The organism is Neoaquamicrobium sediminum, assembly GCF_040970315.1.
Lineage (GTDB): Bacteria > Pseudomonadota > Alphaproteobacteria > Rhizobiales > Rhizobiaceae > Aerobium > Aerobium sediminum.
The window spans coordinates 886,483-902,979 of record NZ_JAZHFV010000001.1 but is presented as its reverse complement, the minus strand read 5'-3'; the positions used below and the strand labels follow the sequence as shown (position 1 = coordinate 902,979).

At 66.4% G+C, this 16,497-nt stretch carries 15 protein-coding genes; all 15 read left to right on the top strand.

The genetic code is table 11. The annotated features are described in order from the left end of the window. Window positions 1-133 precede the first annotated feature (133 nt). The 15 genes from V1479_RS04525 to V1479_RS04455 all read left to right on the top strand — a co-directional run bounded on the left by V1479_RS04525 (window position 134) and on the right by V1479_RS04455 (window position 16,496). Complete coding sequence (locus V1479_RS04525; protein WP_368801840.1) at window positions 134-1,300, top strand: C45 family autoproteolytic acyltransferase/hydrolase; 1,167 nt, start codon at window positions 134-136, stop codon at window positions 1,298-1,300. 2 nt (window positions 1,301-1,302) lie between these two features. After that, complete coding sequence (locus V1479_RS04520; protein ID WP_368801839.1) at window positions 1,303-2,247, top strand: ABC transporter permease; 945 nt, start codon at window positions 1,303-1,305, stop codon at window positions 2,245-2,247. A gap of 56 nt (window positions 2,248-2,303) precedes the next feature. Continuing rightward, window positions 2,304-3,065, top strand: a complete 762-nt coding sequence (locus tag V1479_RS04515; RefSeq protein ID WP_438620500.1) for an ABC transporter permease — start codon at window positions 2,304-2,306, stop codon at window positions 3,063-3,065. Beyond that, the gene (locus tag V1479_RS04510; protein WP_368801837.1) at window positions 3,062-4,711 is read left to right on the top strand and encodes an ABC transporter ATP-binding protein; all 1,650 of its coding nucleotides are present in this window, start codon (window positions 3,062-3,064) and stop codon (window positions 4,709-4,711) included. Before V1479_RS04515 ends, V1479_RS04510 begins: the two co-directional genes overlap by 4 nt. A 13-nt stretch (window positions 4,712-4,724) precedes the next feature. Next, the gene (locus V1479_RS04505) at window positions 4,725-5,594 is read left to right on the top strand and encodes an alpha/beta hydrolase (protein ID WP_368801836.1); all 870 of its coding nucleotides are present in this window, start codon (window positions 4,725-4,727) and stop codon (window positions 5,592-5,594) included. Between the two features lie 32 nt (window positions 5,595-5,626). Then, entirely contained in the window at window positions 5,627-7,186 is a 1,560-nt protein-coding gene (locus V1479_RS04500; RefSeq protein ID WP_368801835.1) for an ABC transporter substrate-binding protein, read from the top strand. Between the two features lie 20 nt (window positions 7,187-7,206). Continuing rightward, window positions 7,207-8,643, top strand: coding sequence for an amidase (locus tag V1479_RS04495; RefSeq protein WP_368801834.1), 1,437 nt, complete (start codon window positions 7,207-7,209; stop codon window positions 8,641-8,643). 5 nt (window positions 8,644-8,648) lie between these two features. Next, on the top strand, window positions 8,649-9,275 hold the full coding sequence (locus V1479_RS04490; protein ID WP_368801833.1) for an FMN-binding negative transcriptional regulator: 627 nt from the start codon (window positions 8,649-8,651) through the stop codon (window positions 9,273-9,275). After that, a complete protein-coding gene (locus tag V1479_RS04485) occupies window positions 9,275-10,192 on the top strand; it encodes a peptidoglycan DD-metalloendopeptidase family protein (protein ID WP_368801832.1) in 918 nt (305 codons plus the stop codon). The genes V1479_RS04490 and V1479_RS04485 overlap by 1 nt, the downstream gene beginning before the upstream one ends. 184 nt (window positions 10,193-10,376) lie before the next feature. After that, entirely contained in the window at window positions 10,377-11,870 is a 1,494-nt protein-coding gene (locus tag V1479_RS04480) for an FGGY-family carbohydrate kinase (RefSeq protein WP_368801831.1), read from the top strand. Window positions 11,871-11,996: 126 nt separating this feature from the next. Then, window positions 11,997-12,731 carry a GntR family transcriptional regulator gene (locus V1479_RS04475; protein ID WP_173187841.1) on the top strand — a complete coding sequence of 245 codons (735 nt, stop codon included), beginning with the start codon at window positions 11,997-11,999 and terminating at the stop codon, window positions 12,729-12,731. Continuing rightward, the gene (locus V1479_RS04470; RefSeq protein ID WP_368801830.1) at window positions 12,728-13,456 is read left to right on the top strand and encodes an SIS domain-containing protein; all 729 of its coding nucleotides are present in this window, start codon (window positions 12,728-12,730) and stop codon (window positions 13,454-13,456) included. The genes V1479_RS04475 and V1479_RS04470 overlap by 4 nt, the downstream gene beginning before the upstream one ends. Window positions 13,457-13,500: 44 nt before the next feature. Beyond that, window positions 13,501-14,778, top strand: a complete 1,278-nt coding sequence (locus tag V1479_RS04465) for an ABC transporter substrate-binding protein (protein WP_173187845.1) — start codon at window positions 13,501-13,503, stop codon at window positions 14,776-14,778. A gap of 21 nt (window positions 14,779-14,799) precedes the next feature. Then, the gene (locus tag V1479_RS04460) at window positions 14,800-15,672 is read left to right on the top strand and encodes a carbohydrate ABC transporter permease (protein ID WP_368801829.1); all 873 of its coding nucleotides are present in this window, start codon (window positions 14,800-14,802) and stop codon (window positions 15,670-15,672) included. Further along, the gene (locus V1479_RS04455; protein ID WP_173187849.1) at window positions 15,669-16,496 is read left to right on the top strand and encodes a carbohydrate ABC transporter permease; all 828 of its coding nucleotides are present in this window, start codon (window positions 15,669-15,671) and stop codon (window positions 16,494-16,496) included. Before V1479_RS04460 ends, V1479_RS04455 begins: the two co-directional genes overlap by 4 nt. Window position 16,497 lies beyond the last annotated feature (1 nt).

The window sequence follows — 16,497 nt, the reverse complement described above, 5'->3', positions numbered from 1 at the left end:
TCATCATGACAGGTGGCCGCGGCTTGTTCAAACGCATAATAAATAGGCATAAAACGAATTTCACTCAAGAACGTATGGACATATGTTTTCTGTATCGATAAAGAACATTTTGTGACGTGCCTGTGGAGTGCCAATGCCGGTCGAACCCTTTCCCTTCATCACCGTTTCGGGCGGCGCCTTCGAGCGTGGCCGGCAATACGGCGTGCTACTGGCACCGCGCATCAAACGCAGCGCCGATCTGTATGGCGGCTCGCTCCACCAGCTTGGCCTTCCCGCAGAGCGCAAGGCAGCTCTGATCCAGAGCTATGCCGACTGCATCGCCGAATTCGACGAGAGCTACATCGAGGAGATGCGCGGCATCGCACAGGGCTCGGGCGTCGCCTTCGAAGACATCGTGATGATCAATGCGCGTACCGAGATCGTCGCTTCGGCGCGGGCTGAATTGAACAAACCCGAGCCAGACGAGCCCGATGACGGCTGCACCTGCGCCCTCATCATGCCGGAGCGCAGCAGCACCGGACATCTGATCCACGGCCAGAACTGGGACTGGCGGGTGGAATGCGCCGAGACCGGCGTGGTGCTGCGGGTGCGGCAGGAGAACGGGCCGGACTTCGTCACCTTCGTCGAGGCCGGCGGGCTTGCGCGCAGCGGCTTCAACGCTGCTGGCACGGCAATCACCGCCAACTATCTGGAGTGCGAGCGCGACTTCACCCAGCGCGGCGTGCCGCTGGGCGCGATCCGTCGCAAGGTGCTGCAGAACGAGCATTTCGCCCGCGCCATCAAGGTCGTGGCGACGACGCCGAAGTCCTGCTCCAACAACATCATGATCTCGACCTCGGCCGGTTTCGGCATCGACTTCGAATGCGCGCCGGACGAATCCTTTCCGCTTTATCCCGAGGACGGGCTGCTGGTGCATGCAAACCACTGGGTGAGCCCGGTCGCGCTCTCCAAGCTGCGCGACACCGGCATTCCCTATGTGCCGGAAAGCTTCTACCGCGACTGGCGCGTGCGCCGCCTGCTGGAGGAGCGCGGGCCCCTTCTCGGCCGCGCCGACCTGAAGGCCGCGTTGTTCGACGATTTCCTCACGCCGTTTTCGGTCTGCCGGCCGCCGCGCGAGAACGAGGCGAGCAACATTTCGACCACCGTCGCGATGGTCGTGATCGACTCCTCGAAGGGGTTCATGGAGATCGCAGCTCTTCCGGCGCTCAACCGCGAGTTCCGCACATACGCGCTGGACGACGACGCGCTGCTGCCGGCGGACGCCGGGGCGCGGGCGATCCCGGCATCCGCGGAGAACTGACGGTGCTTCGCTTCGCCATAGGCCGCATAGCGATGGCGATCCCGACGCTGATTATGGTCGGCGTCACGGTGTTCATTCTAGTGCGCATCATTCCCGGCGATCCGGCATCCCTGATGCTGGGCGATGTCGGCGACGCGGCGGCGCTGGCAGCGCTTCGCGAGCGGCTCGGGCTCGACCGCAGCCTGCCGGAGCAGTTCGTGATCTGGGCAGGCTTGCTGCTGCAGGGCGACATGGGCACATCCATCGCCACTGGCCAGCCAGTGCTGCAGACCATCATATCGCGCTTCCTTATCAGCCTGCAGGTGGTGGTGCCTGCCGTGATCCTTTCCACGCTTGTGGCCGTGCCGATGGGCATGCTGGCGGCATGGCGGCAGAACAAGACCAGCGACATCGCCCTTGTCACCTCTGCGACGCTGCTGATGTCGATCCCCACCTTCTGGATGGGCATGCTGATGCTGCTCCTGTTCGGACTGAAGCTCGGATGGCTGCCGATCGTCGGCTATGTCAGCTTCTCTGAAAGCGTTCGCGGTGCCGCCCTCTACCTCGTCCTGCCGATCTTCACGCTCTTCCTGCACGAGGTCGGCGTGATCCTGCGCATGGCGCGCGCCTCCACGCTGGAAGTCCTCGGCCTCGACTACATCACCCACGCCCGCGCCAAGGGTCTGCCCGAAAGCGCGGTGATGTGGCGTCACGCCTTCCGTAACGCCTTCGGCCCGACATGGACGCTGCTCGGCCTCATCCTCGGCAATCTTCTGGCCGGCGTCGCCATCATCGAGACCGTGTTCACGATCCCCGGCCTCGGCCGGCTGCTGGTCGACGCGATCTTTGCCCGCGACTACCCCGTCATCCAGGGCTGCCTGCTGTTCATCGCCGGCATCTACGTGCTGGTGAACCTCGTCGTCGACCTGCTCTATCCGATCTTCGACCCGCGGGTGACGGCGCAATGAGAACCTATCCGCCAAACCTCGTCATCGGGCTCGCGCTCACGGGCATCATCGTCGTCATGGCGGTATTGGGCGTGGTCTGGACGCCTTACGACCCGGTCGCCATGAACTTCACCGCCCGCCTCGCGCCGCCGAGCTGGAGCCACTGGCTCGGCACCGACGAGTTCGGCCGCGACCAGCTCAGCCGGCTGATGACCGGCGCCGCCGCAAGCGTGAAGATCTCGGTGCTGACGGTGACGCTCGCGATCTCGGCGGGCACGGCGATCGGCATCGTCAGCGGCTTTCTGCGCGGCTGGTCCGACCGCATCATCATGTCGCTCAACGATGTGCTGCTCGCCTTTCCGGGCCTGCTTTTCGCGCTCGGCCTGCTCGCCGTGCTCGGCGCCAACGAAACCGGCATCATCCTTGCGCTGGGCCTCGTCTACATGTCCTCCGTGGTGCGCGTGGTGCGCGGCACCGTGCTCAGTCTGCGCGAGCGCGAATTCGTCGAAGCCTCGCACGTCATGGGCAACTCCCTCGGCTACACGATGCGCCGCCATATCCTGCCCAACTGCATCGCGCCGCTGACCGTGCTCGCGACGTCGATGTGCGGCTGGGCGCTGCTGGCTGAAAGCGCGCTCAGCTTCCTCGGCCTGGGCGTTGCGCCGCCGGCGCCGACCTGGGGCAACATGCTGGCGGGCAGCCGCGCCTTTCTCGACCAGGCGGTCTGGCTGGTAACCTTCCCCGGCCTCACCATCTCCATGGCGCTTCTCGGCATCAATCTTCTGGGTGACGCGCTGCGTGACCGGCTCGACCCCCGCATGAGAAGGCGCGTCCTGTGACCCAGCCACTCCTCGAAGTCAGCAACGTCACGCTCGGCATCGGACGGGCAGGCCCAACGATCGTGAAGGATGCGAGCCTGTCGATCGCACCGGGCGAGATCGTCGGCATCGTCGGCGAGAGCGGTTCCGGCAAGACCATGCTCGGCCGCGCGATCCTCGGACTGTCGCCCGCGCCAGTCGGCCTCGTCTCCGGCGACATCCGCTTCAAGGGCCGCTCGCTGGGCGCGCTCGACGATGCCGGTCTGCGGGCAATGCGCGGCAGCGGCGTGACCATGGTCTTCCAGGAGCCTATGACCTCGCTCAACCCGTCGATGCGCATCGGCCAGCAGCTCGACGAGGGGCTGGCCCTGCATGGCGGCATCGGGCGCAGAGAGCGCAAAGCCCGCATCCTCGACATGCTCGGGCGGGTCGGCATCGCCGACGGCGAGCGCGCGCTGGCCGCCTACCCGCACGAGTTCTCCGGCGGCATGCGCCAACGCATCATGATCGCCAGCGCCATGCTGATGCGGCCGGCGCTGCTGGTGGCGGATGAACCGACCACCGCGCTTGACGCCGTCACGCAGCGCGACGTCATGGACCTGCTTGTCGGCCTGACGCGCGAGCATGGCACGGCCGTCATCCTCATCAGCCACGACCTGCCGATGGTCGCCCGCTACAGCGACCGCATCCTCGTCATGCAGACGGGCGAGATCGTCGAGGAAGGCAGGACGGCGGAGCTGCTGGTCACGCCGAAGCACGACTACACCCGTAAGCTGCTCGCATCGCTGCCGGTGCGCGCGCCGGCACGCGCTACGCCGGAGAACGCGCCGATCGTGTCGGTCGAAAATCTGAAGGTCGATTTCCCGGTTCGGGCCGGGCTGTTCGGCCGGCGCGGCGTCAAGCATGCGGTCCGCGACGTCAATCTGGAGATCCGCCCGGGCGAGGTACTCGCTGTGGTCGGCGGTTCAGGATCCGGCAAGACGACGCTTGCGCGCGTGATCGCGGGGCTGACGCGGAACCAGGGCGGACGGGTGCTCTTCAACGGTCACGGCATCGAGCCCGGCGCACCCGGCTATGCCGATTACCGCCGCAATTGCCAGATGGTCTTCCAGGACCCGTTCTCGTCGCTCGATCCGCGCATGAAGGTCGGTGCGCTGGTGGCCGAGGGGCTGCGCGCGCTGCCCGACGTACCGGCCTCGCATTATGCGCGCCGCGTCGAGGAGGCGTTGACCAACGTGACGCTGGACCCATCCTTCGCCAAGCGTTTCCCGCACGAGCTTTCCGGCGGCCAGCGCCAGCGCGTGGCGATCGCGCGCGCGCTCATCCGCCGGCCCTCCTTCGTCATCGCCGACGAGGCGGTCTCTGCACTGGATGTCACTGTCCGCGCGCAGGTGCTGCGGCTTCTGGCCGACCTGCAATCGAAGTTCGGTTTCGCCTGCCTCTTCATCACCCACGATCTCGCCGTCGTCGAGCAGATCGCAGACCGCGTCATCGTCATGCATGAGGGGCGCATCGTCGAGGAAGGCACGCGCGACGCCATTCTCGATACGCCGCGCCACGCCTATACGCGCCGGCTGCTCAACGCGATCCCGATCCTCGAGACCACGCCAGCCGGCGGCGTCGAATTGCGCTGGCGCAACGAACCAGCCGCCGCCGATGCCACCTGAAGGAGATCGATCCATGTCGAACGCCACAGTCACGCCCAAACCGCCGAAGCGCGAGGGCCACGGCATCAATCTCAGCTTCTATGATTTCGGGCCGACGCCGTTCTTCGCCAGCCAGTACGACCAGCGCTTCAGCTACTGCCTCTATGTCCCGCAGGACTACAGCGAGACCAACGGCAAGCAGTACGACCTCGCCGTCATCGTCCACGGCACCGGCCGCACGGCCGCGCAGTATCGCGACCGCTTCGCCGACTTCGCCGAGAAGCATGGCTGCATTATCCTGGCGCCGCTGTTTCCCGTCGGCATCGTCGAGCCCGGCGAACTCGCCAACTACAAGCGCATCGAGTTCCATGGCATCCGCTACGACCTCGTGCTTTTGTCGATGGTCGACGAGGTCTGCGCCAAGTACCGCATCCGCGACGGCGGCTTCATGATGTACGGCTATTCCGGCGGCGGCCAGTTCTGCCAGCGCTTCTTCATGCTGCATCCGCAGCGCCTTCGCGCCGTCGCCATCGGCGCGCCGGGCGTGGTGACGCTGCTCAACCAGGACTACGACTGGTGGGTCGGCGTGCGCGACCTGAAAGCCCGCTTCGGCATCGAGATCGACCTCGAGGCGATGCGCAGGGTCAAGGTCCAGACGCTGATCGGCGGCGCCGACGACGCAACCTGGGAAATCACCATCCCGCGCGAAAGCAAGCTATGGATGGACGGCGCCGACCTTCAGGGCGCCAACCGGCTGGAGCGCATCGCCGCACTTGCCGATTCCTTCGAGGCCCATGGCATCGCCGTGCGCCGCGACATCGTTCCAGGCGTCGCGCACTCGCCGTTCGAGATGGTCGATCCGGCCGAAGACTTCTTCACCAGCATCGTCACCGCAGCCCGCTGAGTGGCGCAATCACAAACAATGGGAGCCTGAGCATGAAACCTTTCGGAATATCCTTCCTGACATCGCTCGCCGCGAGCCTTGTGGTCTCGACTGCGCCGCTGGCCGCGCAAGATGCGGACACGCTGCGCGTGGCGATCCACTCCGACATCGCCAGCACCAATCCGGGCGTCAACCGCGACGCCAATTCGGACATGGTGATGCTACACGTCGTCGAGGGCCTCGTCGGCTTCTCCGACGATCTGTCCATCAAGCCGATGCTGGCCGAGGAATGGTCGGTCAGCGAGGGCGGCAAGGTCTACGATTTCCGCCTGCGCGAGGGCGTGCCGTTCCACGACGGTAAGACGCTGACGGCGCAGGATGTGGTCTGGAACTTCGAACGCTATCTGGACCCCGAAACGGCCTTCCAGTGCGCGGCCCGCTACAATGGCGGCATCGGTCCGAAGCTGGAGACGGTCGAGGCGGTTGACGACACGACCGTTCGCTTCACCTTCGCCGAGCCGACCTCCAACTTTCTCATCACCATGGCGACCGTGCAGTGCACGCCGTGGATCCTCAGCCCCTCCTCGGTCGACGAGAGCGGCGCCTTCGTCAAACCGGTCGGCACCGGCCCCTACAGCTTCGATACGCTGGAAAGCGGCCGCTATCTCGACATCGTGCGCTTCGACGACTATGCCGCGCTGCCGGGCGAGCCCGACGGCAATGTCGGCAACAAGAAGGCCAGCGTCGAGCGCATCCGCTTCATGACGGTGCCCGATGCCAGCACGCGGGCCAACGGCCTGCAGTCCGGCGAGATCGACGTCATCGACGAGGTCGAGCCGACGCTGGTCGAGACGCTGCGCGCCCGCGACATCACCGTAGACATTCAGCCGACACCGGCGATGATGACGCTGCAGATCCAGACCGCCGCGCCGGCGCTGGAAGACGTCCGCATGCGTCAGGCGATCGCACATGCCATCGACCTCAAGCAGCTTTCCGAAGCGCTTGGCGGCGAGTTCTATCGCCCGAACCCGTCGGTCATCGCCGAAGGCACCTACTATTACGACGACTCCGCCGCCGCCTGGCCGGCCTACGACGTGGAAAAGGCGCGCGCTTTGGCGGCCGAAGCCGGCTACAATGGCGAACCGCTTTCCATCCTCGTCGCCAATCGCCAGAACCGCGTGCAGGTCGCGACGATCGTGCAGGCGATGCTCTCTTCGGCCGGCATCAACGTCAATCTCGATGTGCGCGACTGGGCGACGCAGCTCGAGCAGTACCGCGCCGGCAATTACGAACTGGCCGTCTTCGCCTACTCGGCCCGTCTCGATCCGCTCCTGAGCTTCCAGTCCTTCATCGGCGACAAGTCGGTCGAGCCCACCCGCATGTGGGACGATCCGAAGGCAGAGGAGCTGCTTGAAAAGGTCCAGACCCTGCAGGAGCCTGCCGAACGCAAGGCGGTCTTCTCCGAGCTGAACCGCGAGATGGGCAAGCAGGTGCCGATCCTCGGCCTGTTCAATCTGTCCAACGTCACCGCGCTGTCGTCGTCCGTGAAGGGCTATTCCGGCTGGCTCGGCGGCTCCCACCGCTTCTGGGCGGTGACCAAGGACGCCGAGTAGACTGCGAAGGACTGGCCGATATGCGTGCTTCCGAATTCGACTATGCAACAAGCGACGCGATCGGCCTTTCCGAAGCCATTCGGGCGGGGGTGCTGAGCCCGGACGAAGCCGTCGGCGAGGCCTTCGCTGCGATCGACCGGGCCAATCCCCTGCTCAACGCCGTCATCCTGCGCATGGAGGACGAGGCGCGCGAGCAGCTAAGCCGCCTGCCGCAGGACGCGCCGCTGCGCGGCGTCCCGACCCTGCTGAAGGACGACTGCCCCTCCTACGCCGGCGCGCCGATGTCCTTCGGCTGCCGGGCTGCGGCCGGCAACGTCTCCGACAGCGACCACGAGATCGTTACCCGCTACCGCGCGGCGGGTCTGGTGGTGGTCGGCAAGACCAACCTGCCGGAATTTTCCTGCAACGTCGCAACCGAATCCTCCCTGCACGGGCCGGCGCTCAACCCGTGGAACACGCAGCGCAGCATCGGTGGATCGTCCGGCGGGGCGGCGGCCGCCGTCGCTGCCGGCATGGTGCCCACGGCCTACGCCAATGACGGCGCCGGCTCGATCAGGATACCGGCGTCCTGCGCCGGGCTGTTCGGCTTCCGGCCGTCGCGCGGCCGCGTGCCCTGCGGGCCGGTCTCCAGCGAGAACTGGGGCGGCCTCGTCAGCCACCATGCGCTGACCCGCAGCGTGCGTGACTCGGCGCTGCTCCTCGATCTGACCGATGCGCCGGAGCCGGGTGCGCTCTATTCCGCGCCCGCCAAGGAAGGCTCGTATCTGGCCGCTGCGGGAAGCAGTCCGCGCCGGCTCCGCATCGGGCTCGTCACGCAATCGGGCCTGCAAATGCAGCCGGAACCGGAGATCGCCGATGCGCTGGACGAAGCGGCGGAGCGGTTGCGGGGCCTCGGTCACACGATTATGCCGGTGAGATTCGCCCACGATGCCGGCGCGTTGAAGGATGCGCTGACGAAGCTGATCGCGACCTACACTGCCATCGAGGTGGACGACGTCGCCGCCGCCTTCGGCAAGCCCGCCGACGACGACAATTTCGAGCCCGTCAATCTCGGGCTCGCAGCGTTCGGCCGCGACCTTGCCGCCGCTGACGTGCTCCGCGCCCGAAACACGGCCAACGCGACGGCCCGCGCTTTTGGCCGGCTGTTCGCCGAGGTCGACGTCATCATGGCGCCGGTGATGCCGAACCTGCCTTTGCCGCTCGGCACGCTCGACGTGCGCAGCGCGGACTGGCGCGGCTTCGTCGACCTTCTGATGGACGTCACCGCCTTCACCCACCCCGCCAATGCTGCCGGCATACCGGCCATGAGCGCGCCGATGGCGCAGAGCGCGGACGGCCTGCCTATCGGCATCCAGTTCATGGGCCCGCTCGGCGGCGAGGGCCTGCTCTTCGCCCTTGCCGGCGAGATCGAACGCAACTGGCCGTGGGCCGGTCGCCGTCCCCCCATTCACGCGTAAGACCGATGCTCTACACGAAGCCCCATTTCCAGCCGCACGACCCGGCCGAACTGTTCGACCTCGTCGACCGCGTCGTGCTCGGCACGCTGGTCACCGCCCACGACGAGGGCGTCGCCATCTCGCATCCGGTCTTCATGGCCGACCGCGCGCGCAACCGGCTCGTCTCGCATGTGGCACTCGCCAACGACCACGTACGCTTCCTGCGACAGGGACTGCCCAGCATCGCGATCCTGATGGACGGCGGCAGCTACATCTCGTCGTCTTGGTATCCGGCCGCCCCGCACCGCGACAGCGCACCGACCTGGAATTTCATGGTCGCGCATTTCCACGGCCGACCGGAAATCATCCCGGAAGCCGCCACCGCGCGCCATCTCAGCCAGCTCGTCACCCATATGGAGCGTGGGCGGCGGGATGCCTGGTCGATGGGCGAGCTCGGGCCGGGCGGGCTGGAGCGGCGCCTGCCCAACATCGTCGGCTACGAACTGCCCATCGAACGCAGCGAGGTGCGCTTCAAGCTCGGCCAGGACGAGCGCGCCCGCGACATGCTGGCCGCCGAGGCGCGGTTGCGCGAAGCGGGCCGAAACGATCTGGCCGACAGGATGGCGCGCTACCGCCCAAAGGAAAACGAGTAATGAAGCCTGACGCGATCGAGACCCTTCTGCGCGAAAGAGACATGTCGCTGCCCGCGCTCGGCCCGCTGTTGGCCGGCGAAATCGACCTGTCTGCGCCAGCGAATGACGTGCGCGCCCGGCTGGCGGATCTGACGAAAGGGACATCGCTGCAGGCGCGCGTGGCGCGCATGGACCCGGTGGTCGCGCGGGCACTGCTGCGGCAAGGCGCCGGGCTGGAGCCGGTTCCCGGTGGGGCGGCGCTGCGCCAATGGATCGCAGCCAACGCCGGGGAATGGCATGGCATCATCGCGCCGTCGGTGCGCGACATGCCTTCCGTCGAGCTGGAGCTCGGCGGTTCGGTCTCCGACATCGCCGCGGCCTCGGCCGCGCAGGATCGGAAGACGGCCCAGCGCCTCTATGATGCCTATATGGCGCGAGAGGGCGCACGCCTCGGCATCGGCACCTGGCACGAATACCGCACGGTCTACAGCACCGACAACTACATATCCGTCTTCGATCCCGCCGTCCGGCGCGACCATCATCTCGGCCTCGACCTCTTCGCCGATGCCGGCACGCAGCTCGTCCTTCCGCTGGACGGCGTAGTGGTCGAAGCGCGTATTGTCGACGTGCGGCTCGACTATGGCGGCGTGCTCGTCCTCGAACACGCGTTCGACGACGGGAAATTCTGGTCGCTGTGGGGGCATCTGAGCTTTGCGTCCGCACGGCGCTGGAAGCCGGGCGACCGGATCGCCGCGGGCACCGCCTTCTGCGAGATGGGCGACTTCGAGGAAAACGGCTGGTGGCTGCCGCATCTCCACCTGCAACTCAGCGCCGAGAAATACCCCGATTTCACCATGATGCCGGGTGTCGGCGAAGGCGCCTTCCTGGACATCTGGGGCGACCTCTTCCCCGACCCGACACCGCTGATCTTCGGCTGACTCCCGATCTGTTGACCGCACAGGCGGCTTGTCATTTGGTTCGGGATTGGTATTGGACCGGTCCCGACCATGTCGGCGCCGGCTGCCTTTTGTCGGCGCTCGCGGCAGGAAACCCGTGCGACGGACGACGAAGATTGTCGCGTCCTCGCTCCCGTTTGTGAAACACCCTTCTCGCGGAGACAATGTGAGCGACCATCTTTATATCGGCCTCGATGCCGGCACCTCGCTGACCAAGGCCGCGATCTTCGATCTCGCCGGCAACCAGCTCGCCGAGGCCCAGCACCGTACGACCGTGCTGCGGCCGCATCCCGGCTGGAGCGAGCTCGATCCCGCCGAGGCATGGAAAGCCGCGCTCGACGTGCTGGGTCGCGTCGTGCGCGAGAGCGGCGTCGACGCGTCGCGTATCCGTGGCATAGGCCTGTCTGCGGCGATGGTCGGAGCCTGGCTCATCGATGCGGACGGTCAGGCCGTGCGTCACGGCATTACGTGGGAGGACAGCCGCGCGCAGGCGCTCATCGGCGATCGTGTCGCCCGCGACCCGCAGTTCATGAGCCGCATCTTCGCATCGTCCGGCTCGGTGATGCAGCAGGGCTGCACGCTGCCGCTGCTTGCATGGCTTGCCCGCCACGAACCGGCAACGCTGGCGCGCACGCGCCATGTGCTTGGTTACAAGGATTTTCTGCGCTTTCGCCTGACCGGAACGATCGCGACCGACCGCACCGAAGCGTCGGTGCTGCCCGGATCGGCGACGGCCCGCACCCGTAGCGACGCGATGATCGCGCTGTTCGGTGTCGAGAACGCGGCCGACCTGCTGCCGCCCGTTGCCGAATCGGAGAGCTTCGTCGGCGGTCTCACGAGCGAGGCAGCACAAGCCATCGGCCTGCCCGTGGGCCTGCCGGTCGCCGTTGGCGCGGGCGACGTCGCCGCCACCGTCATCGGTGCCGGCGGGCTGGCCGCTGGAACTGCGACGGCGGTGCTCGGCACCACCTGCATGGTCGGGGTCGCCCACGACCGGCCAATATTCGAGCCGGCCGACATCGGCCTTCTGTTCACGCTGCCGGGCGAGCGCTGGTATCGCGCCATGGTCAATGTCGCCGGCACGCTTAATCTCGACTGGGCGTTCAACGCGCTCGCGCCCGACCTCGCTTCCAGGCCGGAGCGGTTCGCCATGATGACGGAGATGATCCGCGCGGTTCCCGCGGGCGCGCACGGCCTCGTCTACCTGCCCTACCTGTCGGAAAGCGGCATCATCGCGCCCAAGGTCGATCACGCTGCACGGGCGCAGTTCTCCGGCCTGTCGCCCCGGCATGACCGTGCCTGCCTGTTCCGCGCGGTGCTCGAAGGCGTGGCCTTTGCCATGCGCGACCTGTTCGACCTGCTCGCCTTCGACGGCGACCGCGTGCTGCTCACCGGCGGCGGCGCGCAGAACCCCGACTGGGTGCAGATGATCTGCGACCTCATCGGACAGCCGGTCGAGGTGCCGGAAGGCTCGCAGTTCGGCGCGCGGGGTGCGGCCCTTCTGGCGGCCACTGCCGACGGCGCGTTCGAGACGATCAATGTTGCGTCTGCCGCAATTGCCGGCCGCGGCCGCACCTACGTCCCCGACCCGCAGGGCACGGCCGCACTGGAGCCGGCCTTCGCCCGTTACATCGCGGCCCGCGACAGGCTTCTCGGCTGATCGCCTGCGCCTGAGCGGCCTAACTTAACGCCCTGCGGAGCCTCTTGACTCCGTAGGTCCTGCGCGTCAAAGTGAGTGGTATATACCACTACAGAGCTGGACTATACCAGCCGCTGGGGACGCGTGATGGACAATGCACCGCTCTATTTGAGGATCGCCGCCGATCTCGAGGCCGAGATCGCGTCCGGCGTGCTCAAGGCGGAGGAAAAGATCGATTCCGAGCGCGCGCTGTCAGAACGGCTGGGCGTCAGCCGCATGACGGCGCGCCAGGCTCTGCGCCATCTCATCGGCAAGGGGCTGGTTGAAACACGTACCGGGCAAGGCACCTTCGTCTCCAGCCGGCAGATCGAGCAGCGGCTGGAAACGCTGAGCGGCTTTACCGAGGAGATCACCCGTCAGGGCCGGCAGGCCTCGTCCATCATTGTCTCCTCGATCACGCGGCGCGCCGACGAGCAGACGGCACGCGCCCTTTCGCTGCCCGCCACAGGCATGGTCCACTGCCTCACCCGCGTGCGTTTCGTCGACGGCATGCCGGTCGCACTGGAAACCACCGAAATCATCGCCAGCCGCGCCCCGCACCTGCTGGAGCGCGCCGACTTCCGCACCACCTCGCTCTACGCGACGCTGACGGACGAATACGGCATCGTGCCGACACTGGCCGAGCAGACGCTGATGGCCGGGCTCGCCGACGCCAACATCGCCCGCACGCTGCACACCGACCCCGGCGCCCCGGTGCTCGACCTCACGCGTCTGACCCGCGATCAGGACGGCAGCCCGTTCGAGTTCGTGCGCTCCACCTATCGCGGCGATTTCTTCGTCATGAAAGTCGACCTCTCACTGGGAGCCCGAACGCAGGCATGAACACCATACAGGACGCGTATTTCTCCGATCTGATCGCCCGGCTGACGGCGCTGAAGGCCACGCTCGCCGAGCCGATGGCGCAGGCGGTGGATGCGATCGTGGAGACAGCGCGGCGCGACGGGCTCGTCTACGTCTTCGGCACCGGCCACTCCCACATGCTCGCCGAGGAAGTGCATTTTCGCGCCGGCGGGCTGGCGCTGACCGTGCCGATCCTCGCCGGCCCCACCATGCTGCACGAGGGTGCGGTCGCAGGCACCGCCTATGAGCGTATGGAGGGCGTGGTCGGTCCCATCATGGACCGCTACCCCATCGGCCCCGATGACGTGCTGTTCGTGTCGTCCAATTCCGGCGTCAACGCCGCGCCACTGGAAGCCGCCCGCATCGGCAAGGCGCGCGGCGCGACGGTGATCGCGATCACCTCGGTCGACTATTCCAGCGCGGCGGCGAAAGGCCGCGAGCGGCTGGCGGACCTTGCCGACATCGTGCTCGACAACGGCGCCCCGCCCGGAGACGCGGTGATCGGCGTGGAAGGCAGCGAGCTCAAGGTCGGCCCGGTTTCCACCGCCATCGGTGTCGCGATCATCAACGCGATCATGGCGGGCGTGGCTGCCTGTCTGGTCGGCGACGGCAACGCACCGATCTATCTGAGCGCGAACATGCCGGGCGCCAGGGAGAACAACGAGCAACTGGTGGCGCGGTTTCGGCCCCGAAACCCGCACCTTTGAAACAATGTCCGGGGCTCAAGTGGAGTGAGGAAAGGGAACACGAGATGAAATCGATACTGAAGCTGGCGCTCGCCACAACCATGCTGATGCCTGTCGCGGCACTCGCGCAGGAGCCTGTCGAAGTGACGCTCTGGCACATGGAGCAGCCGCCGCACCGCGTCGCGCGCGTGCAGGAGCTGATCGACGCCTTCAACGCCGCCAACCCCGACATTGTGGTCAAGCAGGAGCCGCAGAACTGGGGCGAGGTCTATGCCAAGGCGCCGGCCGCACTCGCCGCCGGACAGGGCCCGGACATGCTGTTCGCCATTCCGGATTTCACGCCGATCCTCAAGGACATCGGCGCGCTGACCTCGGTCGAGGACTTCGTCAAGGAACTCGACGCGAAGCATGATTTCGTCGATTCCACCGTCGAGGCCTATTCCTATGACGGCGGCGTATGGGCCGTACCGCTCTACAACATGGCCATGAACCTCTGGTACCGGAAGAGCGTGCTTGAAGAAGCAGGCATCGAAGCCCCGACGACATGGGAAGAGTGGCGCGCTGCGGCCGAGAAGCTGTCGGTCGACGGCGTCTCGGGCATGGGCCTGCCTGCCAACAAGCAGCTCTACACCGACCAGACCGTCTATTCCGTCATGGTCAATGGCGGCGCGACCGAGATCTACAACGAGGATGGCACGCTGCGCTTCGATAATCCGGAGACCGTCGGCGCCTACGAGTTCTATGCCGATCTCAACACGTTCTCGCCGGCCGACTCCACCTCCTGGACATGGGGCGAGGCGGAAGCCTGCTTCTCGTCGAAGGCCTGCGCGATGGTGATGCAGTTCTCCGTCATCGCCACCTACGACACGCAGGCCGAGGGTGACGCGGCCGACCTCGGCGTCGCGGCCATCCCGTCCAAGGACGGCGGCGAGCACAACACCATCTCCTACGCCAACGCCGTGATGCTCCTGTCCAAGGACGAGGCGAAGATGGAGGCGTCGAAGAAGTTCGTTTCCTTCCTGCTCGAGCCCGAGAACTATGGCCGCTTCCTCAACATGGAGCCGGGCCTGTTCATGCCGGTGACGGCAGACGGCGCCGAGGCGGAGACCTTCTGGGCCGATCCGATGGTCGAAAAGTATCGCGAGCAGATCGAGACCGTCATCGACAATGCACAGAACGGCCGGCTGTTCGGGTTCACGAGCGGCCGCACCTTCCCCTCGATCGCTGCGATCTCGGCGCAGAACATCATCGCCGAGACCCTGCAGTCGATTGTGGTGTCTGGCCAGTCCGCAGCCGAAGCCGTGACCGCGGGCCAGGCTCGGATGCAGGAAGTCGCCCAGTAAGGCGCTGACGGAGACAGCCGGATGCAGCAGACAAGAGCCCTGGCCTTCGTTCTGGTCGCACCGGCCCTTCTTTTCCTGGCGGCCACCCTCGGGTGGCCGCTGGTCCAGGCTGTCCAGCTATCCCTGCAGGACGTGCGCGTCATCGGCGCGCCCGGAGCCTTTGTCGGGCTGGACAATTACAGCCGTGTGCTTTCCAACCCGTCCTTCTGGAACGCGGCATGGCTCAGCGTCGTCTGGGTCGTCGCCAACGCCGTCCTGCAGACGGTTCTCGCGCTGGCCGTGGCGCTGGTGCTTAATGAGAAGTTCCCAGGCGTGCGCGTCGCCCGGACATGGGTCATCCTTACCTGGATCGTGCCCACGGTCGTGGTCGTGGTCATCTGGCGCTGGCTGTTTTCCACCTCCGGCGGCATGATCAATCCGCTGTTGATCCAGGCCGGCATCGTCGAGCGCCCGGTCGGCTTCTTCGCCACGCCGTGGACGGCGATGGCGACGCTCGTCTTTATCAATTCCTGGCGCTGGTTCCCGTTCATCGCGCTTATGATGCTGGCCGGACTGACCCGCATTCCCGACGACCTCTACGAGGCCGCGCGCATCGACGGTGCCAACGCCTGGCAGCGCTTCAAGCGCATCACCTGGCCGCTGCTGGCGCCGACGCTGGGCGTTCTCGCCGTCATCGGCACGCTGCTTTCCTTCAACGTCTTCGACATCATATGGCTCTTGACCAGCGGCGGGCCGGCTGGCGGCTCGCGGACGCTGCCGGTGCTCATCTACGAGACCGCGTTCAAGGGCTATCGCCTCTCTGAAGCCGCAACCGTCTCGGTGCTCGCCACGCTGCTCCTGATGGCCTTCGCCGTCGTCGCCACCCGCGCGCTCGACCGGGGAGACGACCGATGAACCGCTCGCTCGGCCTCAATGCCGCGCTCGTCGCCGTCGTCGCCTTCTTCGTGGTGCTGGTGGGCCTGCCGTTCTGGTGGGTGGTGTCGGGATCGTTCAAAATCCCGCAGGAGATCATCGCGCGCAGCCCGACGATGATCCCGCAAAGCTTCACGCTGCAGCACTACCAGAAGCTGTTCGAGGCGTCGGACTATCCGGTCTATCTGGTCAACAGCCTCATCGTGGCGGCATCCTCGACGGTGCTGACGCTGCTTCTGGCGATACCCGCCGCTTACGCCTTCTTCCGCCTCGTCTTTCCAGGGCGCGGCATCCTCTATCGCACGATCCTGCTCGCCTACGCGTTCCCGTCCATCGTGGTGCTGATCCCACTGTTCGGGCTGTTCGCCAAGGTCGGGCTGGTCGACCGGCTGCCGGCGCTCGTCATCGTCAACGTCGCCTTCGCGCTGCCGTTCTCGATCTGGATGCTGCGCTCGTTCCTCGCCGGCGTACCCAAGGAAATCGAGGAGGCTGCAGTGATGGACGGCGCGCCGACGCTGACGATCCTGCGGCGCATCATGATCCCGCTCATCGCTCCGGGCATCGCATCCGTCGGCATCTACGCTTTCGTGACGGCATGGACGGAATACGTCTTCGCCTCGGTCCTCATCCTCTCCGACGCGAAACGGACCCTGCCGGTCGGCTTCTCCGGCATCATCGGGCAATATCAGATCGACTGGGGCCTGCTGCTCGCGGGCGCGACCGTCGCGATCGTTCCGGTCGTGGCGATCTTCGCGCTGATCGGGCGCGGCTTCGTCAGCGGCCTCACCGAAGGCGCGGTCAAATAGG

Excerpts from the sequence above, each read along its gene's own strand:
- V1479_RS04455 (WP_173187849.1), top strand. The coding sequence starts at position 15,669 with ATGAACCGCTCGCTCGGCCTCAATGCCGCGCTCGTCGCCGTCGTCGCC.
- V1479_RS04525 (WP_368801840.1), top strand. The coding sequence starts at position 134 with ATGCCGGTCGAACCCTTTCCCTTCATCACCGTTTCGGGCGGCGCCTTC.
- V1479_RS04515 (WP_438620500.1), top strand. The coding sequence starts at position 2,304 with ATGGCGGTATTGGGCGTGGTCTGGACGCCTTACGACCCGGTCGCCATG.
- V1479_RS04495 (WP_368801834.1), top strand. The coding sequence starts at position 7,207 with ATGCGTGCTTCCGAATTCGACTATGCAACAAGCGACGCGATCGGCCTT.
- V1479_RS04500 (WP_368801835.1), top strand. The coding sequence starts at position 5,627 with ATGAAACCTTTCGGAATATCCTTCCTGACATCGCTCGCCGCGAGCCTT.
- V1479_RS04475 (WP_173187841.1), top strand. The coding sequence starts at position 11,997 with ATGGACAATGCACCGCTCTATTTGAGGATCGCCGCCGATCTCGAGGCC.
- V1479_RS04470 (WP_368801830.1), top strand. The coding sequence starts at position 12,728 with ATGAACACCATACAGGACGCGTATTTCTCCGATCTGATCGCCCGGCTG.
- V1479_RS04465 (WP_173187845.1), top strand. The coding sequence starts at position 13,501 with ATGAAATCGATACTGAAGCTGGCGCTCGCCACAACCATGCTGATGCCT.
- V1479_RS04460 (WP_368801829.1), top strand. The coding sequence starts at position 14,800 with ATGCAGCAGACAAGAGCCCTGGCCTTCGTTCTGGTCGCACCGGCCCTT.
- V1479_RS04490 (WP_368801833.1), top strand. The coding sequence starts at position 8,649 with ATGCTCTACACGAAGCCCCATTTCCAGCCGCACGACCCGGCCGAACTG.
- V1479_RS04505 (WP_368801836.1), top strand. The coding sequence starts at position 4,725 with ATGTCGAACGCCACAGTCACGCCCAAACCGCCGAAGCGCGAGGGCCAC.
- V1479_RS04485 (WP_368801832.1), top strand. The coding sequence starts at position 9,275 with ATGAAGCCTGACGCGATCGAGACCCTTCTGCGCGAAAGAGACATGTCG.